The following is an 18,611-nucleotide window of genomic DNA, read 5'->3' on the forward strand; positions in this document are numbered from 1 at the left end:
GGCCGTGGCGGTCACGCGCTCGGACGTTCGCTACCAGCACCCCGGTCACCGAGCAGCGACCTCATCTTGTCCGCGATCATCTCGGTGGCCCGCCGCGGGGCGAGGCGGGCGAACCGGTCCAGCATCCGTGCGTCGCTGCCGATGGTGATGCGGTAGGGGCCGCTCTGCACCGCCTCGACGATCTGCCGGGCGGCGAGCGGCGCCGGAGTCGTCTTCGGCGTCGTCTGCTCCGCCGGCTGGTCCCGGCCCGCGATGTCCACACCAGAGTTCGTGGCAATGCCGGTGGCCACCGCGCCGGGGAAGACGACCGTGACCCTGACGGGCGTGTCCTTGAGCTCGGCGTACAGGCCCTCGGTGAAGAGCTTCACCGCCGCCTTGGACGCCCCGTAGGCCGACTGCCCGGGCACGGGCGCGAGCGCGCCCATGCTGCTGACGTTGACCAGGGCGGCCTCGGGCCGCCCGAGCAGGTGCGGCAGGAACGCCTTGACCGAGTTGACGACACCCCAGAAGTTCACCGCCATGACCTTCTCGATCTGCTCGTGGGTCAGGTCCTCGACGCGGACGAACGGCTGGATGATGCCGGCGACGTTGAGGAGACCGTCCACCTGCCCGTGCGCGGCCGTGACGGCCTCGGGAAGCGCGTCGACGGCGGCGCGATCCGTCAGGTCGACGGCGTGGGTCGACAGCCGCGTACCGGCGTCGGCGAGCTTGGTGGTCTCGGCCAGACCCGCCTCGCTGACGTCGACGCCGGCGACCCGGGCGCCGCGGCCGAGCAGGGCGAGCACCACCTCGCGGCCGATGCCGTTGCCGGCTCCGGTGACGACGAACACCTTGCCTGAGATCTCCACTATTCGCTCCTCGACTCTCGATTCGGGCTGCCAGTCTCTCGCAAACGGCACTCCATCACCTTGGGGGCGCTCAGCGGTCCCGGACCGGGTAGTACGGGCGGAGGAAGTCGTCGACGCGAAGGCGAGCGAACTCGGCGGTACCGAGGTCGATCGGGCTGGTTGCGTCGATCCGGGCCGCACGCGCGTCGAGTGACGCGCTCGTCGCCAGGTCACCCCACCGACCGGTCGTGATGCGGTCCTCGAGCGCCGTCAGCGCGGCCAGGGTCTCGGCGGCGGTGTAGCCGCAGTGGCCGGGACGGTCGACGAACGCCTGCCGGAGCAGGCGGGCGTTCCCGGACGCGGCGACGGCGTCGGCATAGGCACTCGCCTGGGTGACGGTCGGTGCGGTGTCGCCGGACTCGTGCAGCGTCAGCACCGGGTCGGCGATGTCGCCGCTCGGCGTGGCGTTCGCCAGCATGTACTCCACGGCGTCCGGGTCGGCCTCGATGCGTTCGGTGGCGTTCAGGCGGTCCAGATCGGCCTGGAGGTCCAGCCCGGCGTCCCGGTACAGCGCGCGGACCAGCCGGACGTTCCCGGACCGTGCCAGCTGCTCGCGGTAGTCCACGCCGGTGTTCCAGGAGAAGTTGCCGCCGGCACGTGCTTCCAAGGGCTGCCGCGGCGAGAAGACGGACCACATGAAGGCCGCGTACTGCTGCTCCTGCTGCGCGGCCCAGTCGCGCGGGCCGGGCCGGTCGGTGCCGGGCTCGGTCCAGGTGGGGAGCTGGGCGAAGGCCGCGGCCAGGGCGATTCGTGCGCGACCGGCCGCGCTGCCCTGCGCGGCGTCGAGCACCTCTCGCGCCGCGGCCGCACGGCCGACCTCGTCGTCGACGTCGACCAGCTCGATCGCCTCGTTGTCCGGGGCGAGCAGGGTGCGGAACGCGAACGAGGCGTCCAGCCCGGCGTTGAGCATCCCGACCGCCCCGGCGACCGACCCGCACAGGGGAAGGGCGCCGTCGAACACCTCCGGATGGACCTCGAGCAGGGCCGCGGACGTCAGCCCGCCCATGGACGTGCCCCAGGCGATGGTGCGGTCCGGTGCTCCGAGGTGCTCTGCCGCGACGGCGACGACGTCGTCCTGGTCCCGCAGCAGGTCCGCGACCGCCCAGCCGGCGGTGGGCGGCTGCGAGCCGGACAGGGCGTACCCCTCGGCCAGCAGCCACGAACGCGTGGCGGCGGACGGCGCGCTCTCCGCGGGCCCGCCCCCGTCACCGCCGATGTACCCGGGGCTGAAGACCAGGAGGGTTCCGTTCCAGCTCTCGGGGACCTCCAGGACGTACTGGGCGCCGCTGTCCAGCTCGCCGGTCACGGTCGAGGACGCCCCGGCGGCCGGCGGTACGGCGGCCTGTGGGACGGCGGGCGTGGCGGCCAGCAGCGTGAGGCCGACGGCGGCGGCGGTGGCGATGAGAGGTCTCACGGCGATCTCCTTCGACCGGTGGGGGCGGTCTCGGCACGGTGGCCCCGGAAGGTGTGGTGGGTGACCAGACCGGCGAGGTCCGGGGCGTGCTCGGCGACGATGCCGCGGAACCGCCGCTGCGCCGTCGGGCCGAGCCCGTCGTAGATCCGCACGCAGGCGGCGCGCGCCGCCGTCCCGGGCCACCCGGGCGGCAGCAGCTGCTCGGGGAGCTGCGGGTCGTCGGCCATGACACGCCGCCAGGCCGCCATGGTCTCGGTGCGGACGCGGAGCGCCCGCGACGGGTCGGACGCGCCGGGCTCGGCGTCGACGCCGCGGACCTTCTTGGTGAACGCTCGGTACCGCGCCGCGATGGAGTCCAGGTCGAACGCCTCGGTGAGGTCCCGCTCGCCGCCGAGGGGGACGTGCTGGCCCCGGAAGACCGTGAGCCGGCCCGTGGTGGCGTGGGCATCGAGCGTGGCGAGCTCGTCCGGTCGGTGCCAGGGCGAGATCCAGGAACCGTCGTCGAGCCGCCCGAACCGCAGCCGCCGCAGGGACTCGCGCAGCAGCCGGCGGGTACCGGGGTCCGGTGCCGAGAACGACACGACCGTCCACTGCCCGTCCCACGACTCCGGCCCGGGCGGGCCGAACACGTTGCGCACGTGCCGCTGGATCACGTCCTCGCTCTTGGGCGGCACCGCGTACCACGTCTGCCGGCCGCGCCGCTCGCTGACCAGGAAGCCCCTGGCCGCCAGCCGCTGGATCGCCGCCCGGGCACTCGCGCTGGTGATGCCGAACTCGCCGAGCAGCTGGACCAGGACCGCCGAGGGCAGCGGGTCCGAGCGCGCGAACCAGTAGTCCCCGAGCAGGGTGGTGAGCAGCCGCTGCGGCTGCGCCCCCCGCTGGCGGCGGGGGAGGTGAGCGGCTCGTTCGCTCATGGCGCGTCCTCGGTGGCGGGCACCAGGCGGAGCGGCACCGAGCGCGGCCCGAACTCGAGCCAGTTCATCATCTCGACCTCGCCGTCGAGCCCGAAGGACGCGGTGCGGGTCAGCAGCACGTCCAGGGCGATGACGAGCTCGGACCGGCCCATGGACGCCGCGGGGCAGCGGTGCGCGCCGCGGCCGAACGCGAGGTGCTTGTTCGGACGGCGGTCCAGCCGGAACGTGTCGACGTCGTCGAACCTCGTCTCGTCACGGTTGGCCGACGGGTAGATCAGGGTGATCGGCTCACCCGCGCGGACCAGCCGGCCGCGGACCTCCACGTCGCGGTTCGCGGTGCGCGCGAACACCCGGTACGGCGCGTACAGGCGCAGCAGCTCCTCGACCGCGGCGGGCAGCAGCGCCCGGTCCCGGCGCAGCCGGTCCTGCAGGTTGGGATCCTGGGCGAGGTGGGCGACGGCGCTGCCGAGCACCGCCTGCGGTGCGCCCATCCCGGCCACGATCAGCTGCCGGACGGTGGCGACGGCGGTCTGCTCGGTGACCACCGCGTTGTCCGGGTCGGTCGCCGCCCGGCGCAGATCCCGCACCAGGGTGCCGGGGTCGTCGGCGTCGTAGAGGTCTCGGGCGATGGCGTAGAGCTCGTCGCTGGCGGCCAGGACGGCCAGCTTGTCCATGTCCTGGATCGCGAAGGCGTACCGCACCCCGATCTCCCGCACCCGTAGCGCGACCTCGGTCGGCACCCGGAGGTACTCGGCGAAGCACTGCGCCACGTAGGGCATCGCGACGTCCTGGGCGTAGTCGCAGGCCCCGTGCGCGAGCCACGGGTCGAGCAGTGTCTCGGCCGCCGCGGTGAAGCGGGGCTCCAGCGCCTTCACCTCGGCCCGGCGGAAGCTCGGATCGATCACCTCGCGGAAGGCGGTCTGCTCCGGCGGGTCGTAGTGCAGCGGCGGCCGGCGGGCGGTGCGCGGCACGTGCGGGACCACGTTCTGGGTGGCGGTGCTGAAGGTCTCCGTGTCGCGTGCGATGGCGACGACGTCGTCGTACGTGGTCGCGGACCAGAAGCCGCCGAACGCCTCGCTCCACGGGAACGGGTTGTCCCGCCGCAACCGGGCGTACGTGACCTGGGCACTGCCGAAGGTCTCCGGCTCGGTGGGGTCCCACTCGGAGTCACGGACGGGGCAGCCACCCGGCGGGATCTGGTCACTCATCGTTCTCATCCACCTTTCCGGTCACCTCAGAAGACCTTCCGCCGGACCCACCGGGCCGCCGACTCGATGCCGAGCACCACGACGACGAGCAGGACGAGGATCGCGCTGGTGGTCTCGTAACGGAGCGTGCCGACCGACTCGTGCAGCAGGAACCCGATACCGCCCGCGCCGACGATGCCGAGCACGGTGGACTCACGCAGCGCCAGGTCGGAGGTGAACAGGCCGTTGCCGAGGAAGGAGGGCACGAACTGCGGCCAGACAGCGCTGACGAACACCTGGACGCGGGAGGCCCCGGTGGCCTCCAGCGCCTCGCGCGGCAGCGGGTCCAGGCTCTCCAGCGCGTCCGTGAAGAACTTCGCCGCTAGGGCGGTGCACGAGATCGCCAGCGCCAGGAAGCCGGGGAACGGGCCGAGCCCGAGGGCGGCCACGAACAGCAGCGCGAAGACGAGGTCCGGGACGCCGCGCATGAGCACGACCACCAGCCGCACCGCGCCGTTGAACGCGCGACTCCGGACCAGCAGGTCGGTCGAGAGCACGGCGAGGACGAGGCCGGCCACGACCCCGACGGTGGTCGCGCTGATCGCCATGAGCAGGCTTTCCAGCACCCCGAGGAAGACGGCGCCGCTGAGCGCGGGCGGCACCATCCCAGTGAGCAGCCGCCCCACCGCCGGGATCGACTCCCGCACGCGGGCGAGGTCGGCGTCGAGCGACCAGAGCGAGACGGCGAACAGCGCCACGACGGCGAGACCGAGCGCGAGGCGCCGCCGCCGTGGCCCGTCCCAGCCGACCGCGTGTGGCACGCGGCCGGCGGGCAGCAGGTGGGCGGTGGTGCCGGAGTGGCGGTGCACGGACAGGCGACGTCGCACCGTGACGGAGATGACCTCGAGGAGCAGGATGAGGCCGATGATGACCAGCACGATCCCGGCGGCGCGGCGGTAGTCCAGGCTGCCCATCGCGGTCTGCAGGGCCACGCCGATCCCTCCGGCGCCGACGATGCCGAGCACCGCGGAGGCGCGGATGTTGATGTCGAGCCGGTACAGCACGATCCCGGTGAGCGCGGGCAACGACCGCGAGAACACGGTGGCGACGAACGTCTGGAGGCGGCCCGCACCGGTCGCGGTCACCGCGTCCTGGGGGCGTCGGTCGAGCTCCTCGAGGTGGTCGGCGTACAGCTTGGCGATCATCCCGACCGAGTGCACCGTGACGGCGAGCCCGCCGGCCATCGGGCCGATGCCGAAGAGCCGGACGAAGATGATCGCGAACACCAGGCTGGGGATGGCACGGGTGATGACGACGACGAGGCGCGCCGCACCCTGCACCACGCGGTTGCCCGTCCAGGTCGCCGCGCAGACGGCACCGAGCGGCACGGACGCCAGGGCTGCCAGGGACGTCCCCGCGACCGCGATCAGCAGAGTCTCCAGGACCAGGCGCGCAACCGTCGCCGGCGAGCCGAACGTGGGGGGCGTCATCCGGCCGAGCAGGTTCCGGGTGTCCTCCCACCCGGCGACGAGGGACGAGGGGGAGACGTCGATCCACCAGAAGCCGAAGAGGGACACGCCCACGTAGACGACCGGCAGCAGGGCGACGAGCCAGGCCTGGGACCTGGGCGCCGCGCCCGCGGCCGACCCGGCCCGGACGGGCTGCGCCACTGCCGTCTCAGCCATGCCCGGCCTCGGCGGCGTAGACCGCGCGCATGGCGGCCTCGTCGAGCTCGCCCGCCGGCCGGTCGAGGACCTTGTGCCCGCCCCGCAGCGCGACCACGCGGTCCGCGACCTGGAGCGCGAGGTCGACCTGGTGCAGGGAGCACAGCACCGTCCGGCCGTCCTCCTTCGCGATGCGGCCGAGGACGTCGAGCACGGCCACCGAGGTGGCCGGGTCGAGGGAGGCGACCGGCTCGTCGGCGAGGATGACCCGCGGGTCCTGCATCAGCGTCCGGGCGATGGCCACCCGCTGCTGCTGACCGCCGGAGAGGGTGTCGCACCGCTGGAAGCGATGCTCGACCAGGCCCACCCGCTCGAGGTTCTCCACGGCCCGGGCCCGGAGGCTCGCCGGGTAGGTCATCACGCCGTACCGGGGCAGCCGGAGCGTGGCCAGCGCACCCATGAGGACGTTCTCCAGCGCGGTCAGGCGGCCCACCAGGCCGAAGTCCTGGAAGACGAAGCCGACGTCGCGGCGCAGTGTCCGCAGCGCTCGCCGCGAGCAGGCTGCCGGGTCGGTCCCCAGGACCTCGACCGTGCCGGAGTCCGGCGCGTGCATGCCGTTGAGAAGCCGCAGCAGCGTGGACTTCCCCGCGCCGGAAGGGCCCACGAGCGCGACGAACTCGCCCTGGGCGGCGTCGAGGCCGACCCGGTCCAGCACCGGGCCGGCACCGAAGGACTTGGTCACGTCGGCGAGGCGGACGCGCGTGGGCGATGTGTCAGTCACCTTCGGTGCAGACCTCCGCCTCGGTGACCTCGCAGATCTCCCGGATCGGGTCGTACGCGGCGTCGTCGGTGGGCACGAACGCATAGGCGCCGGTGCCACCCCACATGCAGGACGGCTCTCCCGCGACGTCGCCCCACGGCTCGGGGGCCGGTTGCTCGGCGCCCTCGCAGAAGCCCGCCTCGGCGGCAGAGACGGCGTCGTAGCTGGTGAGTGCGTCGGTGATCTGGGTCCGCAGCTCCTCGTCCAGCCAGTTGCCGACGACGAACGGCGGGCCGGGGACCACAGAGGACTCCCAGACGACCTCGACCTCGTCCGGGTCGAGCTCACCCCTGGCCGGGAGGAGCACGTCGACGAACGTGGCGGCCGCGAACGCCAGGTCGCAGTCGCCGGCGAGCATCGAGGAGAGCGCGGTGTCGTGACCGCCGGCGTACGTCGGGCTGACGTCGGCCTCCGGGTCGACGCCGGCCTCGATCAGCCCCGCTGCCGGAGCCAGGTACCCGGTGGTGGACGCCGGGTCGGTGAAGCACACGTCCGCGCCGGCGGCGTCGCCCAGGGAGGTGATGTCCGAACCGGCAGGGACCACCCCGTAGGCGGGGACGCCCGGGTCCATGCCAGGGCCGAGGACGTCGACGGCGACCGGGGTGACGTCCGCCCTGGTGCTGGCGAGGAAGTAGCTGAACGCGCCGTAGACGGCGATGTCCACGCGCTCGGAGACCTGCGCCTCGATGACACCGCTGTTGCTGCTGACGGCCTCGAACGTGACCTCGCGACCGAGCTCGTGCTCGAGGGCGGCAACCACCGGCTCGAACGAGGCCTCGAGCTCCTCGCTGGCCTCCGCGGGCACCGCCGCCAGCACGAGCGCGTCGTCCCCGCCGCGGGCGTTCGGGCTCTCGCCGCAGGCGGCGAGGGCGGCGGCCATCGCCGCGCCCAGCGCCGCGGCGACGATCTGCTTCTTCTTCATGGGACGCGACCTTCTTCTTCGTGTCGGGAGGGGAGATGGAGTTCGTGACAACCGACCACACCTACGTGGTCGATCGGGCGGAAAAGTGTTGCCTGTCGCTGCTGCGTCACTGCCTCGAGCGATGTGGTGTGTGCGCCAGGATGGCAGTGATCGTTGAAGGCGTCAACGATTCATCGCGGCCGTCGCAGCCCGGACGGAGTATCAAGTTCTATGATATTTTCCGTTGCGCATGACTCGGCCGTGAACCCCTCCAACCACGACGATGTGGAGATGTCATGACACGGACAAGACTGGCTCCCACCGCCGCGGTCGCGGGCGTGCTCCTCGCCCTCGCCGCATGCACGTCGGGCACCGGCGGCGGCGATACCGGCGGTGACGCCGGCGGCGGCTCGCCGGGCGCATCGGGTGAGGTCAACCCGGACGCGCCCCTGTACGACCAGCTTCCCCCGGAGATCCAGGACGCGGGCGCCATCACGATCGCGACCGACACCCACCCGCCGTACCGCACCGTCGAGGACGGCGGCGAGGTCACCGGGATCGACCCCGACCTGCAGGTCGCGCTCGCCGAGCAGCTCGGCGTCCCGTTCGAGCCACAGCTCACCAGCGGCCTGGACGCGATCCTCACCGGGATGCTCTCCGGCCGGTACGACGCCTTCAACGGCCCCGTCCGCACGACCCCGGAACGGGAGGCGGACTTCGACGCCGTGGTCTGGATGACCACCCGGACGTCCTACGTCTACTCCGCCGAGCGGCAGGACGAGCTCGGCGAGCCGACCGCACTCTGCGGTGCCCGCGTGGCCGGCGTGACCGGCTCGGTCACGGAGAGCCAGCTCGAGCTCTACAACGAGTGGTGCGCGGGCGAGGGGCTCGAGCCGGCGGAGTTCATGGGCTTCGACGACACCAACTCGACCTTCCTCGCCGTCAACTCCGACCGGGCCGACTACGCCGGCACCACCGAGTCGGCCGCGCTCGATCTCCAGGCGAGCGACCCCGGCACGTACGAGTACATCGTCCAGACGGACGAGCAGGGCGCAGGCACCGACCAGCTCGCCATGTTCATGCCCAAGGGCAACGGCCTGGCCGAACCCATGCACGCCGCCTTCGAGGCCATCTTCGAGAACGGCGAGTACGAACGGGTCATGGGCGAGTGGGGCCTCGAGGACGTCATGGTCGACGCGCCCACGCTCAACCCGATGAGCGGCCAGTAGGTCTGCGGAGGTCCCCGATGTCGCACGCAACGGCCGCCGCGGCCGGTCCTCGGACCGTCGACGTGGCGGCGGCACGGAGCCGAGTCAATCCTTGGCGGATCGTCGGCACGGTGGTGCTCGCCGTCGTCGCGCTCGCGGTGATCGCGTTCCTGGTGACCAACGAGCGCTTCGAGTGGCACGTCGTCGCCGAGTACCTGTTCCACCCGAGCGTCCTGCTCGGGCTCGTGATGAGCGTGCTGCTCACCGTGATCGGCATGGTGCTCGGCTCGATCCTGGGCACCGTGCTGGCGGCCGGGCAGCTGAGCAGCTTCGTCCCGGCCCGGGTCGCATCGATCGTCTTCGTCGGGTTCTTCCGCGGCGTCCCGCCCCTGGTGCAGCTCATCTTCTGGTTCAACCTGGCCTACCTGCTGCCGCGCATCTCCATCGGCCTGCCCGGCGGCCCGGAGCTGTTCGGCTGGTCCACGAACGACCTGATCACGCCGCTCACCGCGGCGATCATCGGGCTGTCGCTGCACGAGGCGGCCTACATGGCGGAGATCATCCGCGCCGGCATCCTCTCGATCGACCAGGGTCAGCGCGACGCCGCGGCCGCGATGGGCTTCAGCCGGTGGCACACCTTCAGCCGCATCGTCCTCCCGCAGGCCATGCGCGTGATCATCCCGCCCACCGGCTCGCAGGTCATCGCCCTCCTCAAGGGCACCTCACTGGTGAGCGTCATCGCGATGGGCGACCTGCTGCACTCGGTCCAGGTCATCTACAACCGCACGTACGAGGTCGTGCCGATGCTGATCGTGGCCGTCGTCTGGTACCTCGTGGTCGTCACCCTGCTGACCCTGGTGCAGCGACGGGTCGAGCGGCACTTCGGCCGGGGCACCGAACGGACCGCGCCGGCGCGGCGCGCCAGGCTGGAGGCGGGAGCGTGAACGAGGCACGCACGACGGCGGAGCGCAGCCCGCTGCTCGAGGTCGTCAACGTCACCAAGCAGTTCGGCGACCTCGCCGCGCTCGACGGCGTGAACCTCGCCGTCCACCCGTCCGAGGTGGTCGCCGTCCTGGGCCCGTCCGGGTCCGGCAAGTCCACCCTGGTGCGCTGCATCGACCTGCTGGAGTCGATCGACGGCGGCGCCATGTACCTGGACGGAGAGCTGCTCGGCTACGAGGAGCACCGCGGCCACGTCCGCCCGCTGACGGAGGCGGGACGTGAACGCCAGCGCCGGCGCATGGGCATGGTCTTCCAGCAGTTCAACCTGTTCCCGCACTGGACCGTGCTGCGGAACATCACCGAGGCACCGGTCAGGGTCCACGGCGTCGCGCCCGCCGCCGCGCGTGAGCGCGCCCTGGAGCTGCTGGAGAAGGTCGGCCTGTCGGACAAGGCGGATGCCTATCCGCGCCACCTCTCCGGCGGTCAGCAGCAGCGGGTGGCGATCGCGCGGGCGGTGGCGCCCAACCCCAGGATCCTGCTGTTCGACGAGCCGACCAGCGCCCTCGACCCCGAGCTCGTGGGCGAGGTGCTGCAGACGATCAAGGCGCTCGCCGCCACCGGCATGACGATGGTCGTGGTCACCCACGAGCTCGACTTCGCCCGGGACGTGGCCGACCGCTGCGTCTTCATGACCGACGGGCACGTGGTCGAGGACCGTCCGGCGGCGGAGTTCTTCTCCGCCCCCCGTTCGGACCGGCTGCGCGGGTTCCTGGCCCGCTCCTCGGCGTCACCGGCACCCGCGGAGCAGCCGTGACCCTGATCTACGCGACCGGTGACCTCATCCTCGAGCGGCCGGATGCGACCGCGCTGCTGCGGGCGGCCGCCCCGGTGCTCGCCGAGGGGGACGTCGTCGTCGGGCATCTGGAGGTGCCCCACACGACGGCGAGCGAGGTCATGACCACGGACGTCCCGGCGCGTCCGGCGCCGCCGTCGGCGCTGGACGCGGTCGCCGCGGCGGGGTTCGACGTGCTGACCCTCGCCGGCAACCACGTCTTCGACCTCGGTCCCGCCGGCATCGCCGACACGAGGCGGCACTGCGCCGAACGCGGCCTGCTCACCACCGGCGCCGGACCCGATCTCGAGGCGGCGTGGGAGCCGGCCGTCGTCGAGCACGGCGGGCGGCGCGTCGTCGTGCTCAGCGTGAACTGCGTCGGCCCGCGCGAGACCTGGGCGACCGCGACGAAGCCCGGCGCGGCCCACGTCGAGGTCCTGACGCACTACGAGACGCTCGGCGCGAACCCCGGCGGCCCGCCCCGGATCCACACCGTCGTCGAGCCGGGGTCCCTGGCGGAGCTGCGCCGCCGCATCGCCGGGCACGCCGCCGCGGACGCCACGATCATTCTCGCCCTGCACAAGGGCCTGGTGCACGTGCCCGCCGAGCTCGCCGCCTACGAGCACGAGGTGGCCCGCGCCGCCATCGACGCCGGCGCGGCGGCCGTCATCGGGCACCACGCGCACATCCTCAAGGGCGTCGAGGTCTACCGCGGCCGGCCGATCCTGCACGGCCTCGGCAACTTCGCCACCGTCACCGGCGCGCTCAGCGTGACCGAGGCCGTTCCCGAACGCGCCGCCTGGGCGCGCCGGCGCGCCGCGCTGTTCGGTTTCGAGCCCGACCCGTCGATGCCCGAGTATCCGTTCCATCCCGAGAGCCGCAACACCGCGATCGCCGCCCTGGAGGTCGGTGACGACGGCGCCGTGGCCGCAAGCCTCGTGCCGTGCCGGATCGACGACGACGCCGCCCCGGTGCCGCTCGCCCGTGACGCGGGCGGCGGGCAGGTGGGGGAGTACATCCGCCGCATCACCCGCGATGCCGGGCTGCCGAACCGGTTCGCCTGGCGCGGCGACCGACTGACCGTTGAGACCGAACACTGAGGTGACCATGACCGCTCCGCTCGAGGGCAAGACCGTGATCGACCTGACGACGGCCCTGGCCGGCCCGTACGCCACGCTGCTGCTGGCCGGGATGGGGGCTCGGGTGATCAAGGTCGAGAACCCCGAGCGCGGCGGCGACACGTCGCGGAACAACTCGCCCTACCTCAGCTCGGACGGGCTGAGCCTGACTCGCCGGTCACCCGACGACATGTCCGTCTCGATGATGGCGCGCGGCCGGGGCAAGGAGAGCATCACCCTCAACCTCAAGCACCCCGAGAGCAAGCAGGTGTTCTTCGACTTGGTGCGCGACGCCGACATCGTCGTGGAGAACTACAGCGCCGGGGTGACCAGGCGGCTCGGGGTCGACTACCAGGCGGCGCGGCAGGTCAACGAGCGCATCGTGTACACCTCGATCTCCGGCTTCGGCGCGACCGGTGACGCCGGGGACCGCAAGGCGATGGACACCATCATCCAGGCGCTGAGCGGCGTCATGATGACCGCGGGCGAGCCGGGCGAGCCGCCGGTGCGGTTCGGGCTCCCGGTGGGGGACCTCGTTGCCCCGCTCTTCGCGGTGATCGGCACCATGGCCGCGGTGCTGCACGCCGAACGCACCGGCGAGGGCCAGCACGTGGACGTCTCGATGCTCGGGGCGCTCACCTCCCTCGTCGCGTGCGAGCCGTTCGACGCGCTGGAGTCCGTCGGCTTCCCGCTGCGCACCGGTGCGCACGTGCCGCGGCTCGCCCCGTTCGGGACCTTCCGCGCCGTGGACGGCTGGTTCGCCCTGTGTGCGCCGACCGACCCGTTCTCCCGGGGGGTGTTCCGCGCCATGGGCCGTGAGGACCTGCTCGAGTCGCCGGACTTCGCCACCCGCGACGCCCGGGTCGCGAACGCCGACCGGCTGCACGGCCTCATCGCCGGCTGGGCGGCGGAGCGGGCGCTGGCGGAGGTGCTCGAGGCGCTGGACCGGCACGGTGCGCCGGCGGCGCCGGTGCGGGACACGGCCGAGGCCGTGCGCGATGCCTCGGTGCTCAGCCGCGGCGACGTCGTGCCCCTGGTGCACCCGCGGTTCGGCCACCACGACGGCTTGTACGGCAGCGGCCTGCCGGTCGTGTTCTCGCGCAGCACCGTCGACCTGACCCGTCCCGCGCCGGGCCTCGGGGAGCACACCGAGACCGTCCTGCGCGAGCAGCTCGGCTACGACCCCGACCACATCGACCGGTTGCGCAGCGCCGGGGTGCTCTGAGGTGGGCCGGCCGGCGCAGCGGCTCGGCGTCGTCGGGAACGACGTCCCGCGTCCGGTCGTGCTCGCGCACGGTGCGGTCCCGGTGCGGCTGTCCGGAGCCTGGTCGGGGCCGGTCTCGGCGCGGGCGGCGGCCCTGCTCGGCGCCGTCGACGCCGCGGCCGCGCGGCTGCTGGACGGCCTGCTGGAGGGGCCGAAAGACGGCCGGCTGGAGGGTCTCGCGGGACTCGTGGTGTGCCACGACTCCGCGGCCCACCTGCGACTGTTCTACGTCCTGCGCGTCCTGGCCGACCGGGGGGACCTGCCCGTCCCGGTGCATCTGCTGGACGCCCCGCGGTGCGACGACCCGGTGACCGGCCGCCCCGACCCCGAGGGCCCTCGCGTACGGTTCGTCGAGCGGAGCTACCACCGGCTCGCCGAGTTCTGCGCGGGCCTCACCGGGCGGCGGCCGACCAGCCACGACCTGGCGGAGGCGTGGCGTTCGGACGAGCAGGTCGGCACCGCGCTGGCCCGCCTGCGCGACCGGCGGGCCGGGCAGCACGTCACGGGGACCGCCGCGCTCGGCGCGTACCGCGCCGCCGCCACGCTGCCACCGACCGACGCCCTCGCGGCCATCGCCGGGGAGGTAGGCGACGACGACGCTGTGCCGATCGTGGTCACCGGCAGCAACCACCCCGACGCGAGCGTGTACGCGGAGATCGAGCGGCACGGGGCCTGCGTCGTCGCCGAGGACCACGACACCGGGGACGCGACGTGGATCGACGCGGCCGACGAGGGGGGCTGCGATGGCGACGGCGACTTGGACGCCCTGATCGGTGCGCTGGCCCGCAGGCACGCGCGGCGGCCGCCGGCCGCCAGCCGGTCCCGGTCGTCGGTGCGCGCGGAGCATCTTCTCGCCACGGTGCGCCGGACCGGAGCGCGCGGGGTGCTGTGCCTCGCGCGCGCCCATGACGACGCACCGGCGTGGGATGCCCCGGTCCAGGACGCCGCCCTGCGGCGAGTGGGTATCCCGTTCGTCGCGCGCACCCGGATCGGCGACGACCCGCTCGCGGTGGCCGCCGCGGCCACGGACGAGCTCGTCGCGGCGGCCACGGCAAGGGAGGCAGGCCGATGACCGCCGACCGGCTCCACGCGGCCACCGCGGCGATCCGCCACCAGAAGCAGTGGTTCGCCGAGACGGCGCGGCGCGCGCGAGCGGGCGAGCCGCTGGCCCTCGTCAGCGCCGACGTGCCGCACGAGATCTTCCGCGCCCTCGACATCCCCTACGTGGTCAGCCAGTGGTGGGCCTCCATCATCGCCGCCAAGCGGGCCGGCCCGGCGAGCATGGCGCGCGTCGCCGCCCGCGGGCTGCCGGACTTCAGCCAGCAGTACGACGCCATGCCGCTGGGCGCCCAGGACCTGCCGGAGCAGGACCAGCCGTGGGGCGGGCTCCCCGCGCCGACGTTCGCCGTCGCCGAGAAGAGTGGTGACGTGACGCAGAAGATCTTCGAGCAGTGGGGCGAACGCCCCGGGACGCGGGCGTTCCTGCTGTCCCGCACGGGTGCCGACCCCGCGCCGTCGCGCTGGTGGGACCTCGTGCCGCACGCGTGGGAGGAGGTCTTCGGCCCGGACCGGATCGACCTGCTCCAGGACGAGATCAAGGAGCTCATCGCCTGGCTCGAGCACGGCACGGGCCGCCGGCTGGAGAGGGACCGACTGGCCGAGGTCATGGCGCGCGGCAACGAGCAGGCCGAGTGGAACCGCCGCACCCGCGACCTCATCGCCGCCGCGCGGCCCACCCCGGTGCTCGTGAACGACACCATGCCCGCGGTCATGGTGCCGCAGTGGCACCGCGGCTCGGCCTGGGCCGTGGCCGCCGCCCGGTCGCTGCACGAGGAGATCGCCGCCCGGATCGACCGCGGTGCCGCGGTCTGCGCCGAGGAGCGGCGCCGGCTGATGTGGATCGGCCGCGGCCTGTGGGGCGACCTCGACACCTACCGCCGCTTCCACGAGGAGTTCGGCGCCGTGTTCGTGTGGTCGATGTACCTCGCCATCGCCGCGGACGGCTACCCGCGGTACGGCGAGGACCCGGTGCGGGCGCTCGCGGCCCGCTTCGTCGGCCTCACCGACCTGCTCTACGTGCCGCCGTTCTCCAGCGAGTGGTACGTGCACCAGGCCCGCACCCACGGGATCGACGGCGTGGTGCACCTGGTCGCGGACGACACTCCCGGTGGCACCCTCATCACCGAGGCGCTCGAGGTCGACGGGGTCCCGGTGCTGGAGATCCGCGCCAGCAACGCCGACTCGCGCTCGACCGGTGCCGCGCGGATCCCCGAGCGGATCGCCACGTTCCTGCGCGATCGGGTCCCGGCCCGGGCATGAGGGCGGGGTCCGGGGGAGTGCTGGCCGCGTTCGGCCGGGGCAACTTCTCGGTCTACTTCGCCGGTCAGGTCGCCACCAACACCGGCTCGTGGTTCCAGAACCTGGCGCTGTCCCTCGTGGTCCTGGAGGTGACCGGCAGCGCGGCGGCGCTCAGCGGCGTCACGGTCGCCCAGTTCACCCCGATCCTGCTGCTCAGCATCCCGGCCGGCCGCCTCGCGGACCGCATCGCGCCGCGGACCATCCTGCTGGTGGCCGCGGGTGCCTCGGCAGCGATCGTCGGGGCGCTCGCCGTCGTCGTCGCCGGGGAGTCGCCGTCGGTGTGGCTGCTGTACACGCTCGTCGCCGCGCTCGGGTCCGTGCACGCGTTCGAGCGGGTCGCCGCGCAGGCGATCATCGTCGAGCTGACCGGCCCCGCGCTGCTCTCGAGGGCCGTCTCGATCAGCACCATCTCCCAGGCCGCGGCCCGCTCCATCGGGCCGGGGCTCGCCGGGGTGGCGTTCGAGAGCCTCGGGCCGGCGAGCTGCATGCTGCTCAACGCCGCCTCGTTCGTCCTCGTCCTGCTGTCCCTGCTGGCCATCCGCCCGTCCGGCCTGTACCCCCGTCCGGTCCAGCGCGAGGACGCCGCGGTGCGAATCGGCGACCTCCTGCGCGAGCGGCGGATCGCCACGTTGCTGGTGGTGAACGTGGTCGTCGCGCTGCTCGCGACGAACCTCATGCTGGTGCTGACCGCCACGGTCACCCTGACCTTCGCGGGCAGCGCGAGCGCGGTCGGCGCGATCCACGCGCTCAACGCCGTCGGCGGTGTGGTCGGCGGGCTGCTCGCCGCGGCACGCCCGACGGTCTCGGTGCGCACGCTCGCCGGTGGCGCGGCCCTGTACGGGATGGGGCTGCTCCTCAGTGCCGCCGCGCCCACGCTGACGCTGCTGCTGTGGTTCGGGCCGGTCCTCGGCCTCGGGTTCGGCTACTACCTCGGGGTGCTCCACGCGGCGGCGCAGGTCTCGGCGCCGCCGCGGGCGCTCGGCCGGGTGATGTCGCTGGTGACCCTCGGCAACTACGGCATGGCCCCGTTCGGGGCACTGCTCATGGGTGCGGTCATCGACGCCACCTCCGGGCGAGTGTCGCTCGCCGTCGGGTGCGCGGCGGCGTTCGGCGTCGCGGCGTTCGTGCTGGCGCGACACCGCGGCTGAATGCTCAGCTCCGGCGTGCCGGGCGCCCACGGGCGGGCCGGCGCCGTCGCGCCACGGCGGCCGCCTCCGCCTCGGCGTCGCCGAAGTAGCCGCCGGCCAGCACGTCGGCCGTGTGCGTGAGGATCTCGGTCAGGGAGTCGCCGGGCGCGGTGCCGAGCCGGCGCTGCAGCTCGTCCTCGACGGCGACCAGCTCCTGGGTGCACCGGTCCAGGACGGCCCAGCCGGCCTCGGTGAGCCGGGCGAGCCGGACCCGCCGGTTGGTCGGGTGGTCGCGGTACTCGACCAGGCCCTGCGCGATGAGCTCGGTCAGGACGATGTGGGCGGCCTGGGAGCTGACGAACGTGCGCCGGGCGAGCTGGGCGTTCGACAGCGGCACGCCCTCACCCAGCACCTGGATCATGAGGAGCTGGGCGAGCGTCACCCCGTTGGCCAGGGCGGTGTTCTCCGCCGCCCTGTTGAACGCGCGCGCGAGCCGGTTGGCGGTGTAGTTCAGCCGCGCGGGTGCGGGGGAGCCCCGCGGGTCGCGTTCGAGGTCGGCCATTCCTGAGACCCTAGCGGCCGGGCCAGTGCCGGGACGGGGCGGCATCAGTACGGCCGGTTGAACCGGTCGGGCTGGTACGTGAGGAACCGCGCCGCACCGAGGCCGAAGGACTCCGCGGTGCGGTTCATCTCCTCGCTGGACTCGCCACCGGTCCACCGGCCGCGGTCCAGCCGGTCGAGCAACAGGTGCGCCGCGGCGAGACGTTCGGCGTCGGAGAAGCCGCAGTGTGCGGGGGAGGCGACGTAGGTCTGCCGCAGGAGCCGCGCGTTGCCGGCCTCCCGGACCTCGCGCTGGTACTCCTGCTGCTGCGCAACGGTGGAGATCTGGTCCCCGATGTTGTTCATGGTCACCACGGGCACGTCGAGCTCGCCGGTGACGTCGAGCCGGGCGAACCGCGTCAGCGCGTCCGGGTCGGCGCTGATCCGCGGCGCGTCGCGCAGGGCGGCGAGGTCTTCCTGCAGCGAGAGGCCGGCCTGGCCGTAGAGGCGCTCGACGACGGCGCGGGCCTCGTCGGAGACCCGCTCCAGCTGCACGGCGTAGTCGATCCCGACGTTCCAGGACGGGTTCCCGCCGTACACCTGGGTAAGCGTGTGGCGGCTGCTCATCGCCTGCCCGATGTAGGGGAGGCTGTCGCCCGAGAGCGCGCCGTACCACCCGGCCTGGTAGGAGGCGGTGTCCCGGGGGTCGGGTCGTGGTGCCGACTCCGACCAGGCGGGGAGCTGGCCGATGGCCGCGGCGAGGGCGATGCGGGCCCGGCCCTCGGGGGTCTGCTGGGCGTCGGCGAGGTGCGCCTGCCAGGCCGCGATGGCCGCGTCCCGGTCGGGGATGTCGATGACGGGGAGGTCGCCGGCGGGGTCGGTCAGCTCGGAGAGCACGAAGACGGTGTCGAGCTTCTGGTTCCACTGGGCAACGGCGCCGGACAGCCCACCGCACATCGCGACCGCGCCGTCGATCTCCTCCGGGTGCTCCTGGGCGACGCCGGCGGCGACGAATCCACCCATAGAGGCGCCCATCGCGATCACCCGCGAGGGCTCGCCGGCCTCGGCGGCGAACCGGTGGACCGCCTCGACCTGGTTGTCGATCGCCTGGGAGATGTCCCAACCGGTCACGGCCCGGCTGGTGCCGCCGTAGGCCGCGCCGTCCTCGAGCAGCGCCCGATGGGTGGGCGTCACGGTCCCGCCCGCGAAGTCGAGGTCGACGAAGACCGTGCCGTTCCAGTCCGGTGGGACGAGGAACTCGTACGGGGTGGTGTCGTCGAGCGTGCCCGAGACCTCGGTCGGTTCGTCGGCGGAGGCCGGCGCGACGGCGAGCACCGAGACGGCGAGCGTCGCGGCCAGGACGCCGGCCACCCGGGTGCGGGGGCGACGGGTCGTGCGGTTCACGGGCTGCCTCCATCGTTCAACGTCATCGTTG

17 protein-coding genes are annotated in these 18,611 nt (G+C 73.3%); 8 read left to right on the top strand and 9 right to left on the bottom strand.

What is annotated here, in order from left to right:
- Positions 1–11: 11 nt before the first annotated feature.
- From ACFQQL_RS11320 to phnD, 7 genes are all read right to left on the bottom strand, one after another.
- Positions 12–848, bottom strand: a complete 837-nt coding sequence (locus ACFQQL_RS11320) for an SDR family NAD(P)-dependent oxidoreductase (protein WP_382394377.1) — start codon at positions 846–848, stop codon at positions 12–14.
- Positions 849–918: 70 nt separating this feature from the next.
- The gene (locus tag ACFQQL_RS11325) at positions 919–2,301 is read right to left on the bottom strand and encodes a prolyl oligopeptidase family serine peptidase (RefSeq protein ID WP_382394379.1); all 1,383 of its coding nucleotides are present in this window, start codon (positions 2,299–2,301) and stop codon (positions 919–921) included.
- A complete protein-coding gene (locus tag ACFQQL_RS11330) occupies positions 2,298–3,215 on the bottom strand; it encodes a PaaX family transcriptional regulator (protein ID WP_382394381.1) in 918 nt (305 codons plus the stop codon). The genes ACFQQL_RS11325 and ACFQQL_RS11330 overlap by 4 nt, the downstream gene beginning before the upstream one ends.
- Positions 3,212–4,423, bottom strand: coding sequence for a cytochrome P450 (locus ACFQQL_RS11335; RefSeq protein WP_382394383.1), 1,212 nt, complete (start codon positions 4,421–4,423; stop codon positions 3,212–3,214). The genes ACFQQL_RS11330 and ACFQQL_RS11335 overlap by 4 nt, the downstream gene beginning before the upstream one ends.
- 26 nt (positions 4,424–4,449) lie before the next feature.
- Positions 4,450–6,087, bottom strand: coding sequence for a phosphonate ABC transporter, permease protein PhnE (gene phnE / locus ACFQQL_RS11340; protein ID WP_382394385.1), 1,638 nt, complete (start codon positions 6,085–6,087; stop codon positions 4,450–4,452).
- Positions 6,080–6,847: a phosphonate ABC transporter ATP-binding protein gene (gene phnC / locus ACFQQL_RS11345; protein ID WP_382394387.1), complete on the bottom strand. Its 768-nt coding sequence runs from the start codon at positions 6,845–6,847 to the stop codon at positions 6,080–6,082. Before phnC ends, phnE begins: the two co-directional genes overlap by 8 nt.
- Positions 6,840–7,808 (bottom strand): phosphate/phosphite/phosphonate ABC transporter substrate-binding protein, encoded by a 969-nt coding sequence (gene phnD, locus ACFQQL_RS11350; RefSeq protein WP_382394389.1) that lies wholly within the window; start codon positions 7,806–7,808, stop codon positions 6,840–6,842. Before phnD ends, phnC begins: the two co-directional genes overlap by 8 nt.
- A gap of 275 nt (positions 7,809–8,083) precedes the next feature.
- On the opposite strand from phnD, the gene ACFQQL_RS11355 reads away from it, so the two are divergent.
- Genes ACFQQL_RS11355 through ACFQQL_RS11390 form a run of 8 tightly spaced genes read left to right on the top strand, consistent with a single transcriptional unit; the run spans position 8,084 to position 16,657 of the window.
- The gene (locus ACFQQL_RS11355) at positions 8,084–9,016 is read left to right on the top strand and encodes a transporter substrate-binding domain-containing protein (protein ID WP_382394391.1); all 933 of its coding nucleotides are present in this window, start codon (positions 8,084–8,086) and stop codon (positions 9,014–9,016) included.
- 17 nt (positions 9,017–9,033) lie between these two features.
- A complete protein-coding gene (locus ACFQQL_RS11360; protein ID WP_382394393.1) occupies positions 9,034–9,939 on the top strand; it encodes an amino acid ABC transporter permease in 906 nt (301 codons plus the stop codon).
- Positions 9,936–10,751: an amino acid ABC transporter ATP-binding protein gene (locus tag ACFQQL_RS11365; protein ID WP_382394395.1), complete on the top strand. Its 816-nt coding sequence runs from the start codon at positions 9,936–9,938 to the stop codon at positions 10,749–10,751. Before ACFQQL_RS11360 ends, ACFQQL_RS11365 begins: the two co-directional genes overlap by 4 nt.
- Entirely contained in the window at positions 10,748–11,869 is a 1,122-nt protein-coding gene (locus ACFQQL_RS11370) for a CapA family protein (RefSeq protein WP_382394397.1), read from the top strand. The genes ACFQQL_RS11365 and ACFQQL_RS11370 overlap by 4 nt, the downstream gene beginning before the upstream one ends.
- 7 nt (positions 11,870–11,876) lie before the next feature.
- Positions 11,877–13,112: a CaiB/BaiF CoA transferase family protein gene (locus ACFQQL_RS11375; RefSeq protein ID WP_382394399.1), complete on the top strand. Its 1,236-nt coding sequence runs from the start codon at positions 11,877–11,879 to the stop codon at positions 13,110–13,112.
- Position 13,113: 1 nt separating this feature from the next.
- Positions 13,114–14,223: a 2-hydroxyacyl-CoA dehydratase gene (locus tag ACFQQL_RS11380; protein ID WP_382394401.1), complete on the top strand. Its 1,110-nt coding sequence runs from the start codon at positions 13,114–13,116 to the stop codon at positions 14,221–14,223.
- Positions 14,220–15,470 (top strand): 2-hydroxyacyl-CoA dehydratase, encoded by a 1,251-nt coding sequence (locus ACFQQL_RS11385; protein ID WP_382394403.1) that lies wholly within the window; start codon positions 14,220–14,222, stop codon positions 15,468–15,470. The genes ACFQQL_RS11380 and ACFQQL_RS11385 overlap by 4 nt, the downstream gene beginning before the upstream one ends.
- Positions 15,467–16,657 carry an MFS transporter gene (locus ACFQQL_RS11390; RefSeq protein ID WP_382394405.1) on the top strand — a complete coding sequence of 397 codons (1,191 nt, stop codon included), beginning with the start codon at positions 15,467–15,469 and terminating at the stop codon, positions 16,655–16,657. The genes ACFQQL_RS11385 and ACFQQL_RS11390 overlap by 4 nt, the downstream gene beginning before the upstream one ends.
- 4 nt (positions 16,658–16,661) lie before the next feature.
- Here the strand turns inward: ACFQQL_RS11390 and ACFQQL_RS11395 are convergent, their stop codons facing one another.
- Together ACFQQL_RS11395 and ACFQQL_RS11400 are read right to left on the bottom strand one after the other, a co-directional pair.
- Positions 16,662–17,198 (bottom strand): MarR family winged helix-turn-helix transcriptional regulator, encoded by a 537-nt coding sequence (locus ACFQQL_RS11395; protein ID WP_382394407.1) that lies wholly within the window; start codon positions 17,196–17,198, stop codon positions 16,662–16,664.
- A gap of 44 nt (positions 17,199–17,242) precedes the next feature.
- The gene (locus ACFQQL_RS11400; protein WP_382394409.1) at positions 17,243–18,580 is read right to left on the bottom strand and encodes an alpha/beta fold hydrolase; all 1,338 of its coding nucleotides are present in this window, start codon (positions 18,578–18,580) and stop codon (positions 17,243–17,245) included.
- Positions 18,581–18,611: the final 31 nt, after the last annotated feature.

Source organism: Georgenia alba (assembly GCF_042665525.1).
Classification (GTDB): Bacteria; Actinomycetota; Actinomycetes; order Actinomycetales; family Actinomycetaceae; genus Allobogoriella; species Allobogoriella alba.

What these genes read in the sequence shown, in the direction of transcription:
- ACFQQL_RS11390 (WP_382394405.1), top strand. Translation starts at nt 15,467, where the DNA reads ATGAGGGCGGGGTCCGGGGGAGTGCTGGCCGCGTTCGGCCGGGGCAAC.
- ACFQQL_RS11335 (WP_382394383.1), bottom strand. Translation starts at nt 4,423, where the DNA reads ATGAGTGACCAGATCCCGCCGGGTGGCTGCCCCGTCCGTGACTCCGAG.
- ACFQQL_RS11385 (WP_382394403.1), top strand. Translation starts at nt 14,220, where the DNA reads ATGACCGCCGACCGGCTCCACGCGGCCACCGCGGCGATCCGCCACCAG.
- ACFQQL_RS11355 (WP_382394391.1), top strand. Translation starts at nt 8,084, where the DNA reads ATGACACGGACAAGACTGGCTCCCACCGCCGCGGTCGCGGGCGTGCTC.
- phnE (WP_382394385.1), bottom strand. Translation starts at nt 6,087, where the DNA reads ATGGCTGAGACGGCAGTGGCGCAGCCCGTCCGGGCCGGGTCGGCCGCG.
- ACFQQL_RS11375 (WP_382394399.1), top strand. Translation starts at nt 11,877, where the DNA reads ATGACCGCTCCGCTCGAGGGCAAGACCGTGATCGACCTGACGACGGCC.
- ACFQQL_RS11360 (WP_382394393.1), top strand. Translation starts at nt 9,034, where the DNA reads ATGTCGCACGCAACGGCCGCCGCGGCCGGTCCTCGGACCGTCGACGTG.
- phnD (WP_382394389.1), bottom strand. Translation starts at nt 7,808, where the DNA reads ATGAAGAAGAAGCAGATCGTCGCCGCGGCGCTGGGCGCGGCGATGGCC.
- ACFQQL_RS11330 (WP_382394381.1), bottom strand. Translation starts at nt 3,215, where the DNA reads ATGAGCGAACGAGCCGCTCACCTCCCCCGCCGCCAGCGGGGGGCGCAG.
- ACFQQL_RS11395 (WP_382394407.1), bottom strand. Translation starts at nt 17,198, where the DNA reads ATGGCCGACCTCGAACGCGACCCGCGGGGCTCCCCCGCACCCGCGCGG.